The organism is Maribacter cobaltidurans (genome assembly GCF_002269385.1).
GTDB lineage: Bacteria > Bacteroidota > Bacteroidia > Flavobacteriales > Flavobacteriaceae > Maribacter > Maribacter cobaltidurans.
The window spans coordinates 870086-886049 of the sequence record NZ_CP022957.1 but is presented as its reverse complement, the minus strand read 5'-3'; the positions used below and the strand labels follow the sequence as shown (position 1 = coordinate 886049).

Sequence of the window (15964 nt, the reverse complement as noted above, 5' to 3'; positions counted from 1 at the left end):
ATCCGTTATTTAATGAATTTGGAGGACATGTTCCCAAATTGTTAATTTACAAACTATAATTATGGCTGAAAAACTCGTTATTGTCTCGGATATGTGGGGCACAAAAAAGGGCCTCTGGATTACTTCCTATTTAGGTTATTTGCAACAATATTTTGATATCACCTTTTACGATAGCCAACAACTTGCAAATCTTGATTTGCCTGTACAGACAGAAGAAAACATCCATGATGCCTTTGTAAATGGAGGTATTGATACGGCGGTCGCCCACCTTCTTAAAAAGGAGAAATCGCCCTGTTATTATTTGGCATTCAGTACTGGTGGAACCATTGTCTGGAATGCGGCAAAAAAAGGCTTACCGGTCAAGTCTCTCTTTTCTGTTTCAGCGACAAGAATTAGGTTACAGGATGTAAAGCCTTCTATTTCCCTTAATCTTATATATGGGGAAAACGATGCTAATAGACCGGATGATATTTGGGCCAATAAACTGGACGTAGAATTGGATGTTATTCCAAATTATGGACATACCTTATATACCGATGAAAAAATAATAAGAAAGGTTTGCTTGGCCTTATTGAACGAAGTCACAGCAATAAATATTCCCGAAAAGATTGAAAAGAAAAAGGCGGTTTAAGAAACCGCCTTTAATTTTTTAACTGTTTCATAGGACAGTTTCTGTTCCGCATAAGGTTTAGTAACCTTAAATTCCGTCTCTTCCGTACTTGGCATTTCGAACATGGCATCCGTAAAGATAGCTTCACATAGAGATCTAAGTCCCCTTGCACCAAGTTTGTACTCAATCGCTTTGGATACTATATAATCCAATGCTTGATCTGTAATGGTAAATGTAATGTTGTCCATGGCAAACAGTTTTTCGTACTGTTTTATTATGGCATTTTTAGGTTCCGTTAGTATGGCCCTAAGCGTTTTGTCATCCAGCGGATTCATGTGGGTAAGCACGGGAAGCCTTCCTATGATTTCAGGAATTAACCCAAATTCCTTTAGGTCCTTTGGAATTATATATTGTAGAATGTTGGTTTCATCAAGATTCTCTTCCGCTTTGGATGCACTATATCCAACAGCCTGTAAATTGAGCCTTTTGGTGATAGCCCGCTCGATTCCATCGAATGCACCGCCCGCGATGAACAATATATTTTCGGTATTGACTTCGATGAATTTCTGATCAGGATGCTTTCTTCCTCCTTTTGGAGGTACATTGACTGTAGTTCCTTCCAGCAACTTTAAAAGTCCCTGTTGAACTCCTTCACCAGAAACATCCCTAGTAATGGATGGATTGTCACTTTTTCTGGCAATCTTATCTATTTCATCAATAAAAACAATACCCCGCTCCGCTTTTTCTAGATTGTAGTCGGCAGCTTGCAATAACCTTGTTAGTATACTCTCTACATCTTCGCCAACATAGCCGGCCTCGGTCAATACGGTAGCATCAACTATGGCTAAGGGTACATTGAGCATTTTTGCTATAGTTTTTGCCATTAGGGTCTTTCCGGTACCTGTTTGGCCAACCATGATAATATTGCTCTTTTGTATCTCTATATCGTCCTCTTTGGAAGAGGGCTGAAGCAGTCTTTTATAATGGTTATAGACGGCCACGGACATTACCTTTTTCGTACGTTCCTGTCCAATGATAAAAGTGTCCAAAAAATCCTTGATTTCTTGGGGCTTTTTAAGGGTCAGTTCAGAAGATAGGTCATTGGTTTTGGTCTGCCTACTTTCTTCTGCAACTATACCATGGGCTTGCTCAATACATCTATCGCAAATATGGGCATCCAAACCAGCAATCAACAAATTGGTTTCTGGCTTTTTCCTTCCACAAAACGAACATTCTAAATTTTCCTTTGCCATACTAAAAATAATCTGACCAAAAACTTAACGATTAAAATCGGTTTTTGGTTTCGTAAAAAAATAAAATTCTGGGTAATTTGTCGAAATTATTCTTTGTCCCTTACCAAAATCTCGTCGATCATACCATATTCAAGGGCAATATCGGCTTTCATCCAATAATCTCGATCACTATCCTCCTGGACCTTTTCTATAGGTTGTCCTGAGTGTTTTGATATTATTTGATAGAGCTCGTCCTTTAATTTGAGAATTTCGCGTGCCGTAATTTCAATATCACTTGCCTGCCCTTGGGCCCCACCCATGGGCTGGTGAATCATAACCCTTGAATGTGTTAGACCACTTCGTTTACCCTTTTCACCTGCACAAAGAAGAACGGCTCCCATGGAAGCTGCCATTCCGGTACATATAGTGGCAACATCTGGTTTTATGAATTGCATAGTGTCATAAATACCCAAACCTGCGTAAACGCTTCCGCCTGGAGAATTAATATATATCTGAATATCCTTGGTTGCATCCGCACTTTCCAAGAACAGTAACTGGGCTTGTACAATATTGGCCACTTGGTCGTTGATACCTGTACCCAAAAAGATAATTCTATCCATCATCAATCTGGAGAAAACATCCATGGCAATGGCATTAAGTTGTCTTTCCTCTATGATATTGGGGGTCATGTTTACAGGGTACATGCTACTCATTATTTTATCGTAGTACGTACTGCTGATACCCTGATCTTTTATGGCGTATTTTTTGAACTCTTTTCCGTAATCCATAAACTCTTAATCGATTTTTAGTAGTAAAAAAAGGTGCCGAAAAATAAATTTCCGGCACCGTAAAGATACTTAATTTATTGTTTGGATATTATCCGTAAACTTCTTTCACAAAGTTTTCATAGGTTACCTCTTTGGTCTTAAGGTTTGCTTTTTCCTTGTAGAGGTTCAATAGTTTTTGGCTCATCAACTGCTCGGATAAACGCTTTACCTCGTCTTGGTTTCCTAAAACCCTTGCGGCTATATTGTCCAATTCCTCCTCTTTTGGGTCCAGCTGTCCAAATTGGGCCATTTGTGATTTAATGAAACCTTTGGCAAATTCCTTCAATTCGTCGAATTGAACCTGTAGATCGTTATCCTTGATTATTTTTCCTTCTATCAATTGGTACCTCAATCCTTTTTCGGATTTTTCATACTCTTCACTGGCCTCTTCAGGGGTCAATTCCTTGTCTCCGGTCATTTGAATCCATTTGGTCAAAAACCCGGATGGTAGATCAAACTTGGTATTTTCAATGAAATATTCCGTTACATCGTTCAGCAATTTCTGGTCTGCTTGTTGCTCGAACTGCTTTTCGGAATCTTCTGCAATACGCTCCTTCAATTCCTTTTCTGACTTAACGGCATCTTCACCAAAAAGCTTATCGAATAGTTCTTGGTTCAATTCCGCAGGTTCTCTTTCGTTAATTTCGGTTATGGTAAAATCAACCTCAATATCCAGATTATCCGCTTTATCCCTGGCGATTCCCAAAATGCTGGAAAGTAAATGGTCATCCTTTAAAAGGCCTTTGGTCTTTAAAGTGACAACTTCCCCAACTTTTTTACCCAACAATGCATCAATTGCTTTTTTACTTTTAAGCTTCTCGATTTCCAAAAGAGCTTTGTTGTCTATTCCTTCCTCTTCGTTCGTAAAATTTCCGGAAACCTCGTCCTTTTTGCCAACTTCATCCTTGCTTACAAGTTTGCCGTATTGCTTCTGGATACGCTCTACTTGCTCATTGATCATCTTTTTATCGGCTACGATTTTATAGTGTGTAATAGCCTTTTTTGTTTTTAAGGGTACTTCAAATTCCGGTGCAAGCCCTAATTCGAATTCAAAATCCAGTTCCTCTTGGTCCCAGTCAAAATCATCTTTTTGTTTTGGTAAGGGATTTCCAAGGACGTCCAGCTTCTCCTCGGTAAGATATTTGTTAAGGTTGTCTTGTAACAATTTGTTTACTTCGTCCACCAAAACCGCCTTTCCATACTGTTTTTTTATAAGCCCCATAGGAACTTGTCCCTTTCTAAAGCCTGGTATGTTGGCTTGTTTTTTGTAATCTTTAAGGATAGTGTCTACCTTATCCTGATAGTCTTCCTTGGTGATAGCGACCTTTACAACCGCGTTTAAGTCATCTATCTGCTCTTTTGTAATGTTCATTCCTTCAGTATCTTCTTAATTACTTTAATAAAACGGGAGGCAAAATTACTTTATTTTCTGATGTTGACCAAGTTTTTAAAGGTCTGAATTTCAAATAATAACTGCTATTTGTCTTCTTTAAGCAAGGAATATAATATGGACTGTAAAAATGAGAGCAAAAGGCTGAACAAGAGCGCCCACCAAAGTCCGTCGACGTTAAATCCGTCTATCAAATTATCGGCCAATAGAATAATCAGTGCATTGATAATCAATAAGAAGAGGCCAAAGGTCAAAATGGTGACAGGTAAGGTGAGTATAACCAAAATAGGTTTCACCAAAAAGTTCAAAAGGCTCAGTACTATGGCCACGATTATGGCGGTCATATAGGAATCTACAGATACATGTGGAAGAAAGTTGGCCAATAGAACAACGGCCAGAGCACTTAGTAAAATGCGAAGAATAAGTTTCATATAGTGTTGGTTTAGTTTCTTTTAAAGGTACTAAAATATTGTCATTGCGGTTTAAAGGTTTTTTGTTTAATACGGCATTTTCATTTTAAAAATTGAAACGACTTCTCAAAAAATTGCTCGGGATTTTCAGCATGGAGCCAGTGACCCGCATTATCAATAACCTCTATTTTGGCATTGGGGAAATGTCTTTTAATTTGAACACTGTCAGCATCCGAAACATATTCAGATTTGCTGCCTTTCAAGAAAAGTGTGGGACCATCATAGTGCTCAGAACTTGAAATATTTTCCCCAACTTCCTCCATTTTTTCGGTGAGGACGGCCAAGTTAATTCTTAATCCAAACTTACTATCCTTTGTCCTGTAGAGATTTTTCAGTAAAAACTGGCGCACACCAAAATTTTTTAAATATTTTTTTAATTGATCATCCGCATCCCCCCTTGTTTCTATTTTTTCCAGTTCCAAATGGTTAAGTGCGCTAATGATTTCATGATGATGGGGCGGATAGTATCTTGGGGCAATGTCCGCCACCAGTAATTTCTCGGTTAGCTGGGAATAGGTACAGGCAAATTGCATAACCGTTTTACCTCCCATGGAATGCCCGATAAGGGCTGTTTTCTGTATATTCTTGTCATTAAGATAATCAAAGAGATCTTTGGCCAAAAGGTCATAGTTAAATTCATCGGACCAAAAACTTCTGCCATGGTTTCTTTGGTCGATCAAGTGAACCTCAAAACCATTTTCAGCATATTGATTTCCCAGTGTTTTCCAATTATCGGACATGCCGAGGAATCCGTGTAAAATACATAATGGTTTGCCGCTTCCTATAATGTTGGAGTATAAAATTGGATTCATTTTAGTTTGTTTAAATACATGTTCACCACATTGTCCAAACCTAAATAAATAGATTCGCAAATCAAGGCATGGCCAATGGATACCTCCAAAAGCCCCGGAATATTTTGACTAAAATAATGGATGTTATCAAGGCTGAGATCATGACCGGCGTTAATGCCAATATTAAGCTCGTTTGCCTTTTTGGCAGCATCGATAAAAGGTTTAATTGCCGATTTTTTATCGGAAGGATAGCCCGTGGCGTAACTTTCGGTGTAGAGTTCAATTCTATCTGTACCAGTGGCCTTGGCACCTTCAACCATTTTAGTGTCTGGGTCCACAAAGATAGAGGTACGTATGCCGGCATCCTTAAACTTGCGGATTACCTCCGTTAAAAAATCTTTGTGTTTTATGGTGTCCCACCCGGCGTTGGAGGTAATGGCATCTTCTGCATCCGGCACTAAAGTCACCTGGTCCGGCAGGACTTCCAGCACAAGATCAATGAACTTTGGGTTAGGGTTCCCTTCAATATTGAATTCGGTCGTGACAATTTTCTTTAAGTCACGGGTATCTTGATATCGAATGTGTCGTTCGTCCGGTCTTGGATGAACGGTTATTCCCTGACCCCCAAACCTTTCAATATCGGCCGCCACTTTCAAAAGATCGGGTACGTTTCCACCTCTTGCATTCCTAAGCGTGGCAATTTTGTTCACATTAACACTAAGTTTCGTCATATTGTCGATTGTACATTAAAAGGACTCCAAAAATACGAATTAGGCATGCCTTTTGATATTATTAATTGTTATTTTGCGTTATAATTTAGGCTATGAATATTCAACAACATATAATTTCCAATCTTCCTGTTTTTGATGTCAGTACCACTTGTGGGGAGATTATGGAATTTTTTAAGGAGAATACATATTCCCATATTGCCATCATGGAGAAGGATAGGTTTTTAGGTGTCTTTTCGGAAAATGATATGGATGTGGTTTCCTCCGATTCCAAAATGAACGAATACCGATATGACCTGGAAACATTTTTTGTGCGTAAGGAAACAAGTTGGTTGGACGTCTTGGAGGTGTTTGCTCGAAACGAGGCCAATCTTGTGCCCATTTTGGACGAAGTAGAAAGGGTAGAGGGATATTATGATTTGACGGATATCGTAGCTGTCTTCATCGACACCCCGTTCTTTACAGATCCAGGTAATATTCTAGTTGTCGCCACGGGGATTAAGAATTATTCCTTTAGCGAGATTTCACAGATTGTAGAAAGTAATAATGCCCGATTCTTAGGTGGTTTTATTACGGATATGCAAAATGATGTGGTACAGGTCACCATTAAAATCAGTACATCGAACTTTGACAAGGTCGTACAGACTTTTAGGCGTTACAATTACCAAATTATTTTTGGAAATAGCGATGACCAGTTTATAGAGGATTTAAAGAATAGATCAGACTATCTTGATAAGTACCTAAATGTCTAGTGAGAAATGAGCCATTGTAATCCTAAATACCCACCCGGATTTTGAATGGCGAATTACATCTGACCATTTAAAAAATAAAAATTGAACAGATGAAAGTTGCCATTTACGGCCAAACATACCAGGACAATGCCATAGAATATGTGCAGGAACTTTTGAATGAACTTCATAAGGCATCTGCAGAAGTTTTTGTGGAAGAGGAGTTTTATGCTCTGTATAAGGAGAAAAACGGTCCCGGTAATTATCCTACGTTCACTCCCGATTATGGTCTGGATGCTTCCTTCGATATGTTCGTGAGTTTTGGCGGAGACGGCACCATTTTAAGGGCTACCACTTTTGTTAGGGACTTAGGTATACCTATTGTAGGGGTAAATACGGGAAGACTTGGGTTTTTGTCCACTTTTAAGAAAGAAGAAGTTAAAAAGGTGGTTCAAGAATTTTTGAAAGGGGACTATACCATTGTGGAAAGGAGCTTGGTTCAAATTAGTGCCAAGGCATTGAACGCTGAATTTGGAGATTTGAATTTCGCCCTCAACGAAATTACCGTAAGTAGAAAGGATACGACTTCCATGATTACGGTAGAGACTTATTTAAACAATGAATATTTAACCTCCTACTGGGCCGATGGGTTAATTATTTCTACCCCAACGGGGTCTACCGGGTATTCATTGAGCTGTGGAGGACCTGTAATAGTGCCCACGGCAAAATCGTTGGTATTGACACCTATAGCACCACATAATTTAAATGCCAGGCCTTTGGTCATTTCAGATGATACAGAAATACGATTAAAGGTTTCTGGCCGGGAAGAAAACCATCTGGTTTCCTTGGATTCAAGAATTGCTTCTTTGGAGAATGGGCAGGAAATAACCATAAGTAAGGCGCCGTTTACCATAAGAATGATTGAGTATACCTCAGAAAGTTTTTTAAAGACCCTAAGGAACAAATTATTATGGGGCGAAGACAGAAGAAATTGAACTTTCCGTTAAACAATAATTACCATTAAAAACTGTTTACCTTGTGAGAATGAATGTGTAGGTTTGCACACTTTTTATGCGAGTCTTACATAGTTGTAAACGATTGTAATATATGATACGTAGCATATTTCTGCTGGCATTTTTTTCGGTTTCCATTGGTCTAAATGCCCAAACCTACGAAGTAGGTGTTTTTGCCGGTGGGGCGAATATGATAGGGGATGTTGGTAGAACCAATTACATTTTGCCATCGGGTTTGGCTTTTGGGGGCTTGTTCAAATGGAACAAGAGCAAAAGATATGCATGGAGGGGTAGCCTTACCTACGGTAAGTTTACCGCAGACGATAATAAATCCAGTACTACTGCTAGACAACAAAGGGGATATGTAGTGGATAACAAGGTTCTTGAAGCATCCGCTGGACTGGAGTTTAATTTTGTTGAATACAATCTACATAAATTAGGCCCTGCATTTACACCTTACCTGTATACGGGAGTGACCTATTTTAGGTATGATTACAGCTATTTCAATGGAGGGGTTTTACAGGATATTTCACAAACGGACGGATCTTTTGCCGTACCAATGACGGTAGGTTTTAAGTATCGTATCAACCAGTTTCTTATTTTTGGGGCAGAAATTGGGGCCAGATATACCTTTACGGATAATTTGGATGCCAGTAATCCCAAGGGTTCCAATTTTGAGGAATTTAAATTTGGAAATATTCTTAGCGATGATTGGTACGTTTTTTCCGGGGTTACCTTAACGTATACATTTGGAAGAAAACCATGCCGAGATTGCTTTCAATAATAAATGATGGATAGTAAGATAGAGGATATTGTAGACCAAAATTTGCCGCAGCACATGGCCATTATCATGGACGGTAACGGTAGGTGGGCCAAGGAACGTGGTAAATTGCGTGTTTTTGGCCACGAGAACGGTGTGCGAACCGTTAAGTCTACCGTAAAAAGTTGTGCCAAACTTGGTATAAAGTATCTTACCCTTTATACTTTTTCTACTGAAAATTGGAATAGGCCAAAGCTGGAAGTGGAGACCTTGATGCGACTTTTGGTTTCTTCCCTAAGAAAGGAATTGGCTACTTTTTGTGAGAATAATATCAAACTAAATACGATTGGAAATATTTCTGCATTACCAAACAAGGCCCATGAGGAGCTTTTGGAAGTAATGAAAAAAACAAAGGATAATACGGGCATGACACTTACCCTTGCCCTGAGTTATGGCTCTAGGGAAGAGCTTCAATCCGCAATGAAATCAATCGCATTCAAAGTTAAAAATAATATAATTTCGCCTGAAAATATTGACGAAACCATTATTAATAACCATCTTTACACGCAAAATTTGCCAGACGTAGACTTGCTAATCCGAACGAGTGGAGAACATCGGGTCAGCAATTTTTTATTATGGCAGATTGCATATGCCGAATTATATTTTATTGATGTATTTTGGCCCGATTTTAGTGAGCATCATTTGGTAGAGGCCATAAAAAATTACCAGAACAGAGAACGAAGATTTGGAAAAACTAGCGAACAACTCATTTAGCGATATGACCAGGTTCATATCCTTGAACCAATTACTAACATCCCTGCTCCTTTTTATTTTCTTTGCCAATGCCTACTCTCAGGAGCCTAGCCTGGATAGGGATAAAACCTATATCTTAGGAGGTATTGAGGTAACTGGCCTGGAAAGTTATAACGAGCAGACGGTCAAGACCTATACGGGTTTGAGAATAGGGCAGCCTATTACGCCTTCCAGTGAACAGTTAAGTGATGTAATCAAAAAATTATGGGGACTGGAGCTGTTTACCTCTATTGAATTCTTTGTTACCAATATTGAGGATAACAATATTTTTCTTGAACTCAATATTGTTGAACGGCCTACATTGACAGATGTAACCTTTAATGGGGTGAAACCGAGAAAGGTAGACGAATTAAGAGACGATACGGACCTAAAAAAGGGGAAAAAGATAACGGAGAGCCTTATTTCAAATACCAAGAACTACCTTACCAATAAGTACAAAAAACAAGGATATCTAAATACCAAAGTTAATATTATTACTGCTGTGGATACTTCTGAAACCAATGCCAGAAGAATGGTGGTAAATGTTAATAAGGGCGACAAGGTAAAAATCAAGGATATCATTTTTGAAGGAAATGAACAACTATCGGACAAAAAGCTTAGGAAATCATTGAAAAGTACCAAGCGAAAACGATTTGGCCGTTTCTGGAAAAAGTCCAAGTATATTCAGGACGATTATGAGGAGGATTTGGACTTATTGGTGGATAAGTACGCGGAGAACGGTTTTAGGGATGCCCGGGTAATTTCTGATACCATAGAGAAGTTGGACGAGAACAATATTCTCTTAAAAATTAAAGTCGAGGAAGGAAATAAATATTATTTTGGAGATATTGATTTTGTTGGGAATACCGTGTATACGGATCGCCAATTGCAACAGGTTTTGGGGATTAAAAAAGGAGCTACCTATAACGGTGTTTTGCTAAGGGAAAGAATTGCGGACAACTCCAAACCGGAGCCCAATGATATCACCAGTCTTTATCAAAACAACGGTTATTTGTTTTCTACTATCAATCCAGTTGAGGTTTCTGCGGCCAACGATACCATTAATTTTGAGATAAGAATTATAGAAGGAAAGGAAACCTTTTTAGACCATGTAACCGTTTCCGGAAATGATAGAACAAATGACCATGTGATTTTTAGGGAATTGCGTACGCGTCCAGGCCAAAAGTATAATAAGTCCGATATTATTAGAAGTATTAGGGAATTGGGGCAACTTGGATTTTTTGATGCAGAACAGATAAAACCAGATGTGTTAAATGCTAATCCGAACGAAGGAACGGTGGATTTGGCCTGGAGCCTAGTAGAATCCGGATCAAGTCAAATTGAACTGCAAGGCGGTTATGGAGGAGGAGGATTCATAGGTACTTTAGGTCTTTCCTTTAGCAATTTCTCCATTCAGAACCTGTTCAAAGGGGAAGCTTACAGGCCCGTACCTATGGGAGATGGGCAAACCTTTGCACTCCGGTTGCAGGCAAGCCGAACCTTTAGGGTATACAGTTTAAACTTCTCCGAACCTTGGATGGGGGGTAAAAAACCGGTTAGGTTCAATTTGAACGTTTCAAGAACACAACAGTTTGCGGCATCCTACACCAATAGGGGAATCAAGGTGAATAAAGATCAACAGTTTTCCATTACGGGGGTGAGTTTGGGATTGGCCAAAAGGGTACAATGGCCAGATGATTTCTTCACCATCTCACATTCCTTGGGATATCAATTATATGATTTTAGAAATTATAATATTGGTCTCTTTAATTTTGGTAACGGAAAGGCCAATTCTATAGCCTACACCTTAGGTATCAATAGAAATGCAACTTTGGGAGGCCGAATATTTCCTCGTGGAGGATCTAATTTTGAAATTACCGCCAAGTTTACACCACCCTATTCCCTGTTTAGTAACAAGGATTTTGGGGCCTTGAAAAATCGTAGTGAAGAATTGACTGAAAAGCGGTATACTACCCAAGAGGGTTTGACTGCCGCAGAAATTACAGAATTAGAGGACATAGACCAGGAGCGATTCAGGTTGTTGGAATATTATAAGATCAAGTTCAAGGGGGACTGGTATACCACTTTGGTAGGCAGTGCAGACAAGTCTTTGGTACTGAGGACAAATGCGGAGTTTGGATTCTTGGGCAATTACAATAGTGCTACTGGTGACGTACCCTTTGAACGGTTTTTTGTAGGTGGGGATGGTCTTAACAATTTTACATTGGATGGAAGGGATATTGTGCAGCTAAGGGGATATGAAAATCAATCCTTGACTCCAATAGACCCTATTACGAGGCAACAGGAGGGTGGATTGATCTACAATAAATTCTCCATGGAACTACGATATCCGCTTACCTTGAAACCTTCTGCCTCCATTTACGGACTCACCTTTTTGGAAGCAGGTAATTCGTTCAACAATTTTCAGCAGTTTAATCCGTTTCAATTAAAACGATCGGCCGGTGTGGGGCTTCGCATCTTTATGCCAGCGTTTGGTTTATTGGGAATCGATTTTGGTTATGGATTCGATGAGGATTTAAGACCACAATCCATAGGCAATGGTCCAAGCGGATGGCAAACGCACTTCATAATTGGTCAACAGTTCTAAATTTAAATTGAAATTACAGTATCTGTGCTTATGCTAACCCTTTCATTTTAAAAGTTTTAGTAATTTTGGCACGATATTTTCTATTAGATTAAACGATATCAAAAATGAAGTCAAAAGCAAAAGTTCTTTTATTTCTTGTTACCATCTTAATGGGATTGTATTCCATGGCCCAAAGAGGAGTTAGAATAGCCTATGTGGATATGGAATACATCTTGGAAAATGTTGAGGAATATAGGGATGCAAGTGAGCAATTGGATACTAAGGTCCAAAAATGGAAGGTGGAAATAGAACAAAAGCAAAGTGTTCTGGAACAGATGAAGAAGGATTTAATGGCGGAAAAGGTGTTGTTGACCCCTGAGCTCATAGAAGAGCGGGAAGAGGAGATTCAAATCCTTGAAAAGGAGATGATCGAGTACCAGCAGGATAGATTTGGTCCCCAAGGAGATTTGGTGCTGCAGAAAAGAAGGTTGATACAGCCTATACAAGATCAGGTCTTCAATGAGGTGCAAAAATTGGGAGCCAATAAAAAATATGATTTTATTTTTGATAAATCTGCGGATGTTGTAATGTTGTACTCCGAAAAAAGGCACGATATTAGCGACTTGGTTCTCAGGGGAATTGCAAGAACCAGAAAAATAAGCAAACCCAAGGGAGGAAAAGATACTAGAAGTAGATTGGAAGCTTTTGAAGGTGATGATGAAATTGAACAAGAAGAAGAGGTAAGCGAAGCCCTTCAGGAGCGAATCGACAGGGCCAAGGAAGCCCAGGAGGCAAGAGAGAAAACGGCAGCCGAAAAGCGGGAAGAGCAATTAAAATTGCGCGAGGAACGTAAGAAGGCCTACGAGGAAAGAAGAAAGAAACTCCTTGAAGAAAGGGAGGCTAAGCGAAAGGAAAAGGAGGCAGAGGGAAATAAGGATAATACGGAAAAGGATTCCGATAATAAATAGAAATCGAAACCATTAATTAATACTCAAATAAGAATTAAATTTTAACTCATGAAACAAGTAAAGAAAATTGCGGTAGCCTTAATGTTGTTCGTGGCGGCGACCAGTTTTGTAAATGCACAGAGTAAAGTGGCACATATAGATGTAACCCAGTTGCTATCTGCCATGCCGGAAATGAAAGCTGCGGAAGCTGAACTTAAAAAGCTACAGGAAACCTATGGTGCGGATATTCAAGCTTCCATGACAGAATTGCGTAATAAGTATACACAATATCAAAATGAAGCAGCTTCTAAGTCCAAGGAAGAGAATGAAAAGAGAGCGGTAGAACTTCAAGGTATGGAAAAAACGGTTGGGGAGTTCCAACAAAACGCCCAACAAGAGATTCAGAAGAAGCAGGCGGAATTGTTTGCCCCTATCTCAGAAAAGGCTAAAGCAGCTATAGAAAGAGTTGCTAATGCTCAAGGCTTCGATTATGTTATCGATGCGCAAGTCGGTAGTGGATTGATTGTTGCCAATGGAAAAGATCTTTTGGCCGACGTCAAAAAAGAATTGGGTATTTAATTCCCTAAACAAATAGAAAATAAAAGGCCATTCCAGTTGGAATGGCTTTTTTTATGGAATCAATTTAGATTTAATGTTGCTCCATCGCAACCGCCTAATAAATTTCCCTTCTTCTTCCGAAACTAAAAAATTTTCCTTATTCTTTTTGGCCTTAAAATAGCCAGATAGATTATCCTTAAATGCTTTTGGATTTTTAGTTTTTAGTGCCATTTTAATTGAGGCAATCAAAGTAATCCAGAGGCCGTATCGCATAGTGTACATTGCCTTTCCTTGAAGTAATCTTGATAGGGGACTGTAGGCGTTACCAGTGGGTCTAAGGTGTTTAACCTTCAAGGAATCATCGGTAAAAATTTTAAAACCATGATATTGTGCCAACAACTCATCCACAGTATCCCAGCCCATAGCACCTCTTAGACCTCCTATAGCTTTAAAACATGGTTTGGAATAAGCCTTAAAGGCACCCCGGACATGTTTTTTATCCATCGGGTGGTTTAATTTCCATTTTCCATTTTCGTCTTGCTCGTACGCAAATCCACCCGCAATACCAATACTGGGAGAATGATGAAAAACCTTTGATATATTTTCAAAATAATCCTTGGGTAAAACAGTATCGGCATCGAGCTTTACTATGAAATCATAATCGTCGTCCAAAACCTTCAGACCTTGTTCAAAAGCATTAATTACTTTGCTTCCGGGCATATGCTCCCTTGAGGACACGGTATTCACTTTTTGAATGTAGGGTACCGTTTTAGCGAATTCATCAATGATGATTTCGGTATTGTCAGTAGAATTGTCGTTGACAACGATTACTTTTTTAGGAGGCAGTGTCTGCAATAAAAGTGACTCCAGGGTCAAAGAAATAAAAGCTTCTTCGTTGTGGGCCGGTATGATGACATAATAATTCAAAGGAAGGATTTAACGACTTGTTTTTCGGGTAGCGTATACAATATAGTACCGGGGCGTAAAAAGCCTTAAAAAAGGTCTTAATCCGATTTTCTTTACGGGATGTGCCCATTTTCTTTTCTCCTGAATTTCCCAACCAGCTTTCTCCAATAACCAATCAAATTGCCAGTCTTCAAATTCGTGATAATGTCGGTCCCATGGATCTGATTTACTTTTATAGGCCGGAGAAAACCAAAGTCGGAGCGGTACACTTGCTACAAGTTTATCGGCTTTTATTTTGGACAGGACATGTAAAGGGGCCAACAGATGTTCAAATATCTCAAAAGCGGTTACTACCTCTGCATCGGATTGAAGCACTGATGTAAAATCAAAGTCCAAATCTTCACCTTTTGTATTTTCCACCGTAAAACCTTCTTGGACCATGATTTCGGAAAAGGGATTTGCAACACCCAAATCCAAAATAGTTTCCTTAGTGTCCACATACTTCCTTAGAAAGGCCAAAGTATGTTTGAACCGTTTGTTCGGATAAGTGTTCTCGTACATTTTAGAATTTGTAAACGATGGCGTTGATGTTCATCCCAGCGCCAACACTTGCAAATATAATAACATCGCCTGTGTGTAAATGGTGATTTTTTACTTTTCCTTTTAGGATTTGATCCAAAAGTGTAGGTATCGTAGCCACGGAACTATTTCCAAGTTTATCAATGGTCATGGGCATTATATGCTCCGGGACCTCCATATTGAAATGACCATAAAATCTGGAGACGATGGCCTCGTCCATTTTTTCATTAGCTTGATGAATCAGAATTTTTCTAACTTGTGCAACGTCAAAGCCACTTTTTCGGAGGCATTCTACCATGGCATTGGGTACATGGGTTACCGCAAATTCGTAAATTTTCCGCCCAAGCATTTTAATGTATTTGGTTTCATTCCCGGAGCTGTTATAGCTTTTTCCATAAAAAAGATAATGGGCCTCCTTTAAGGTATACGAGGCACTAATATGGGACATTATGCCCGTGTTGGCATCGGAAGCTTCCAGTACAACGGCTCCTGCTCCATCTGCATAGATCATGGAATCCCTATCATAGGGGTCAACTATTCTTGAAAGCGTCTCGGCGCCAATGACCAAACACCTTTTTGCGATTCCACTTTTTATGAACGCATTGGCTTGAATTACACCTTCTATCCAGCCAGGGCATCCAAAAAGCATATCATAGGCAACGCAATTGGGGTTTCGTATCTTTAGAAGATGTTTTACACGTGAGGCAAGACTGGGCAATGTGTCCCCTTGGGACTCACCTGCGGATACATCGCCAAAATTATGGGCAAAGATGATATAATCTAAATCTTCTTTATCTATACCGGAATCAAGAATCGCCCGTTCCGAAGCTAAAAAAGCAATGTCCGAAGTGTTCAAGTCTTCACTTACATAGCGCCTCTCCTCGATGCCCGTAATTCCCTTGAACTTTTCAATAATAATATTGTTGGTTTGCTGAAATGAACTGCCGTCACTGTTCAGAAATTCCTGCTTCGCAAATGCTTTGTTTTTTATTTGGTTTTCAGGTATATAACTTCCTGTACCTATAATACTGACACCCATATACCTT

The 15964-nt window shown here is 39.3% G+C and carries 17 protein-coding genes; 8 read left to right on the top strand and 9 right to left on the bottom strand.

Going from position 1 to position 15964, the window contains the following annotated elements:
* The first annotated feature begins 61 nt into the window (after nt 1–61).
* Complete coding sequence (locus CJ263_RS03910) at nt 62–631, top strand: alpha/beta fold hydrolase (RefSeq protein WP_094996066.1); 570 nt, start codon at nt 62–64, stop codon at nt 629–631.
* Here CJ263_RS03910 and clpX read toward each other — a convergent pair.
* From clpX to CJ263_RS03880, 6 genes are all read right to left on the bottom strand, one after another.
* Nucleotides 628–1863 carry an ATP-dependent Clp protease ATP-binding subunit ClpX gene (gene clpX / locus CJ263_RS03905; protein ID WP_094996065.1) on the bottom strand — a complete coding sequence of 412 codons (1236 nt, stop codon included), beginning with the start codon at nt 1861–1863 and terminating at the stop codon, nt 628–630. The two genes, CJ263_RS03910 and clpX, sit on opposite strands and share 4 nt — an antisense overlap.
* An 86-nt stretch (nt 1864–1949) precedes the next feature.
* Entirely contained in the window at nt 1950–2630 is a 681-nt protein-coding gene (gene clpP / locus CJ263_RS03900; RefSeq protein WP_094996064.1) for an ATP-dependent Clp endopeptidase proteolytic subunit ClpP, read from the bottom strand.
* A gap of 88 nt (nt 2631–2718) precedes the next feature.
* A complete protein-coding gene (tig, locus tag CJ263_RS03895; RefSeq protein WP_094996063.1) occupies nt 2719–4041 on the bottom strand; it encodes a trigger factor in 1323 nt (440 codons plus the stop codon).
* 104 nt (nt 4042–4145) lie between these two features.
* On the bottom strand, nt 4146–4490 hold the full coding sequence (locus CJ263_RS03890) for a phage holin family protein (protein WP_094996062.1): 345 nt from the start codon (nt 4488–4490) through the stop codon (nt 4146–4148).
* 80 nt (nt 4491–4570) lie between these two features.
* Nucleotides 4571–5341: an alpha/beta fold hydrolase gene (locus CJ263_RS03885; RefSeq protein WP_094996061.1), complete on the bottom strand. Its 771-nt coding sequence runs from the start codon at nt 5339–5341 to the stop codon at nt 4571–4573.
* The gene (locus tag CJ263_RS03880) at nt 5338–6051 is read right to left on the bottom strand and encodes a pyridoxine 5'-phosphate synthase (RefSeq protein WP_094996060.1); all 714 of its coding nucleotides are present in this window, start codon (nt 6049–6051) and stop codon (nt 5338–5340) included. Before CJ263_RS03880 ends, CJ263_RS03885 begins: the two co-directional genes overlap by 4 nt.
* Nucleotides 6052–6143: 92 nt before the next feature.
* On the opposite strand from CJ263_RS03880, the gene CJ263_RS03875 reads away from it, so the two are divergent.
* The 7 genes from CJ263_RS03875 (at nt 6144) to CJ263_RS03845 (ending at nt 13454) form a co-directional block, all read left to right on the top strand.
* Entirely contained in the window at nt 6144–6800 is a 657-nt protein-coding gene (locus CJ263_RS03875; RefSeq protein ID WP_094996059.1) for a CBS domain-containing protein, read from the top strand.
* Nucleotides 6801–6889: 89 nt separating this feature from the next.
* Nucleotides 6890–7771 carry an NAD kinase gene (locus CJ263_RS03870; RefSeq protein ID WP_094996058.1) on the top strand — a complete coding sequence of 294 codons (882 nt, stop codon included), beginning with the start codon at nt 6890–6892 and terminating at the stop codon, nt 7769–7771.
* Nucleotides 7772–7883: 112 nt separating this feature from the next.
* Complete coding sequence (gene porG, locus CJ263_RS03865) at nt 7884–8573, top strand: type IX secretion system protein PorG (RefSeq protein WP_094996057.1); 690 nt, start codon at nt 7884–7886, stop codon at nt 8571–8573.
* A gap of 6 nt (nt 8574–8579) precedes the next feature.
* The gene (locus CJ263_RS03860) at nt 8580–9323 is read left to right on the top strand and encodes an isoprenyl transferase (protein WP_094999092.1); all 744 of its coding nucleotides are present in this window, start codon (nt 8580–8582) and stop codon (nt 9321–9323) included.
* A 4-nt stretch (nt 9324–9327) separates the two neighbouring features.
* Nucleotides 9328–11949, top strand: coding sequence for an outer membrane protein assembly factor BamA (gene bamA / locus CJ263_RS03855; RefSeq protein ID WP_094996056.1), 2622 nt, complete (start codon nt 9328–9330; stop codon nt 11947–11949).
* A gap of 104 nt (nt 11950–12053) precedes the next feature.
* Nucleotides 12054–12896: an OmpH family outer membrane protein gene (locus tag CJ263_RS03850; RefSeq protein WP_094996055.1), complete on the top strand. Its 843-nt coding sequence runs from the start codon at nt 12054–12056 to the stop codon at nt 12894–12896.
* Between the two features lie 48 nt (nt 12897–12944).
* Nucleotides 12945–13454, top strand: coding sequence for an OmpH family outer membrane protein (locus CJ263_RS03845; protein ID WP_094996054.1), 510 nt, complete (start codon nt 12945–12947; stop codon nt 13452–13454).
* Nucleotides 13455–13505: 51 nt separating this feature from the next.
* Here CJ263_RS03845 and CJ263_RS03840 read toward each other — a convergent pair whose 3' ends face one another.
* The 3 genes from CJ263_RS03840 to CJ263_RS03830 are packed head-to-tail and all read right to left on the bottom strand — an operon-like array spanning nt 13506 to nt 15957.
* Nucleotides 13506–14360, bottom strand: coding sequence for a glycosyltransferase (locus tag CJ263_RS03840; protein WP_094996053.1), 855 nt, complete (start codon nt 14358–14360; stop codon nt 13506–13508).
* Nucleotides 14361–14369: 9 nt separating this feature from the next.
* Nucleotides 14370–14900, bottom strand: coding sequence for a class I SAM-dependent methyltransferase (locus CJ263_RS03835; protein ID WP_094996052.1), 531 nt, complete (start codon nt 14898–14900; stop codon nt 14370–14372).
* Nucleotide 14901: 1 nt separating this feature from the next.
* A complete protein-coding gene (locus CJ263_RS03830) occupies nt 14902–15957 on the bottom strand; it encodes a 3-oxoacyl-ACP synthase III family protein (protein ID WP_094996051.1) in 1056 nt (351 codons plus the stop codon).
* Nucleotides 15958–15964: the final 7 nt, after the last annotated feature.

Coding starts and splice junctions, on each gene's coding strand:
- CJ263_RS03910 (WP_094996066.1), top strand. CDS start 62: ATGGCTGAAAAACTCGTTATTGTCTCGGATATGTGGGGCACAAAAAAG.
- clpX (WP_094996065.1), bottom strand. CDS start 1,863: ATGGCAAAGGAAAATTTAGAATGTTCGTTTTGTGGAAGGAAAAAGCCA.
- clpP (WP_094996064.1), bottom strand. CDS start 2,630: ATGGATTACGGAAAAGAGTTCAAAAAATACGCCATAAAAGATCAGGGT.
- tig (WP_094996063.1), bottom strand. CDS start 4,041: ATGAACATTACAAAAGAGCAGATAGATGACTTAAACGCGGTTGTAAAG.
- CJ263_RS03890 (WP_094996062.1), bottom strand. CDS start 4,490: ATGAAACTTATTCTTCGCATTTTACTAAGTGCTCTGGCCGTTGTTCTA.
- CJ263_RS03885 (WP_094996061.1), bottom strand. CDS start 5,341: ATGAATCCAATTTTATACTCCAACATTATAGGAAGCGGCAAACCATTA.
- CJ263_RS03880 (WP_094996060.1), bottom strand. CDS start 6,051: ATGACGAAACTTAGTGTTAATGTGAACAAAATTGCCACGCTTAGGAAT.
- CJ263_RS03875 (WP_094996059.1), top strand. CDS start 6,144: ATGAATATTCAACAACATATAATTTCCAATCTTCCTGTTTTTGATGTC.
- CJ263_RS03870 (WP_094996058.1), top strand. CDS start 6,890: ATGAAAGTTGCCATTTACGGCCAAACATACCAGGACAATGCCATAGAA.
- porG (WP_094996057.1), top strand. CDS start 7,884: ATGATACGTAGCATATTTCTGCTGGCATTTTTTTCGGTTTCCATTGGT.
- CJ263_RS03860 (WP_094999092.1), top strand. CDS start 8,580: ATGGATAGTAAGATAGAGGATATTGTAGACCAAAATTTGCCGCAGCAC.
- bamA (WP_094996056.1), top strand. CDS start 9,328: ATGACCAGGTTCATATCCTTGAACCAATTACTAACATCCCTGCTCCTT.
- CJ263_RS03850 (WP_094996055.1), top strand. CDS start 12,054: ATGAAGTCAAAAGCAAAAGTTCTTTTATTTCTTGTTACCATCTTAATG.
- CJ263_RS03845 (WP_094996054.1), top strand. CDS start 12,945: ATGAAACAAGTAAAGAAAATTGCGGTAGCCTTAATGTTGTTCGTGGCG.
- CJ263_RS03835 (WP_094996052.1), bottom strand. CDS start 14,900: ATGTACGAGAACACTTATCCGAACAAACGGTTCAAACATACTTTGGCC.
- CJ263_RS03830 (WP_094996051.1), bottom strand. CDS start 15,957: ATGGGTGTCAGTATTATAGGTACAGGAAGTTATATACCTGAAAACCAA.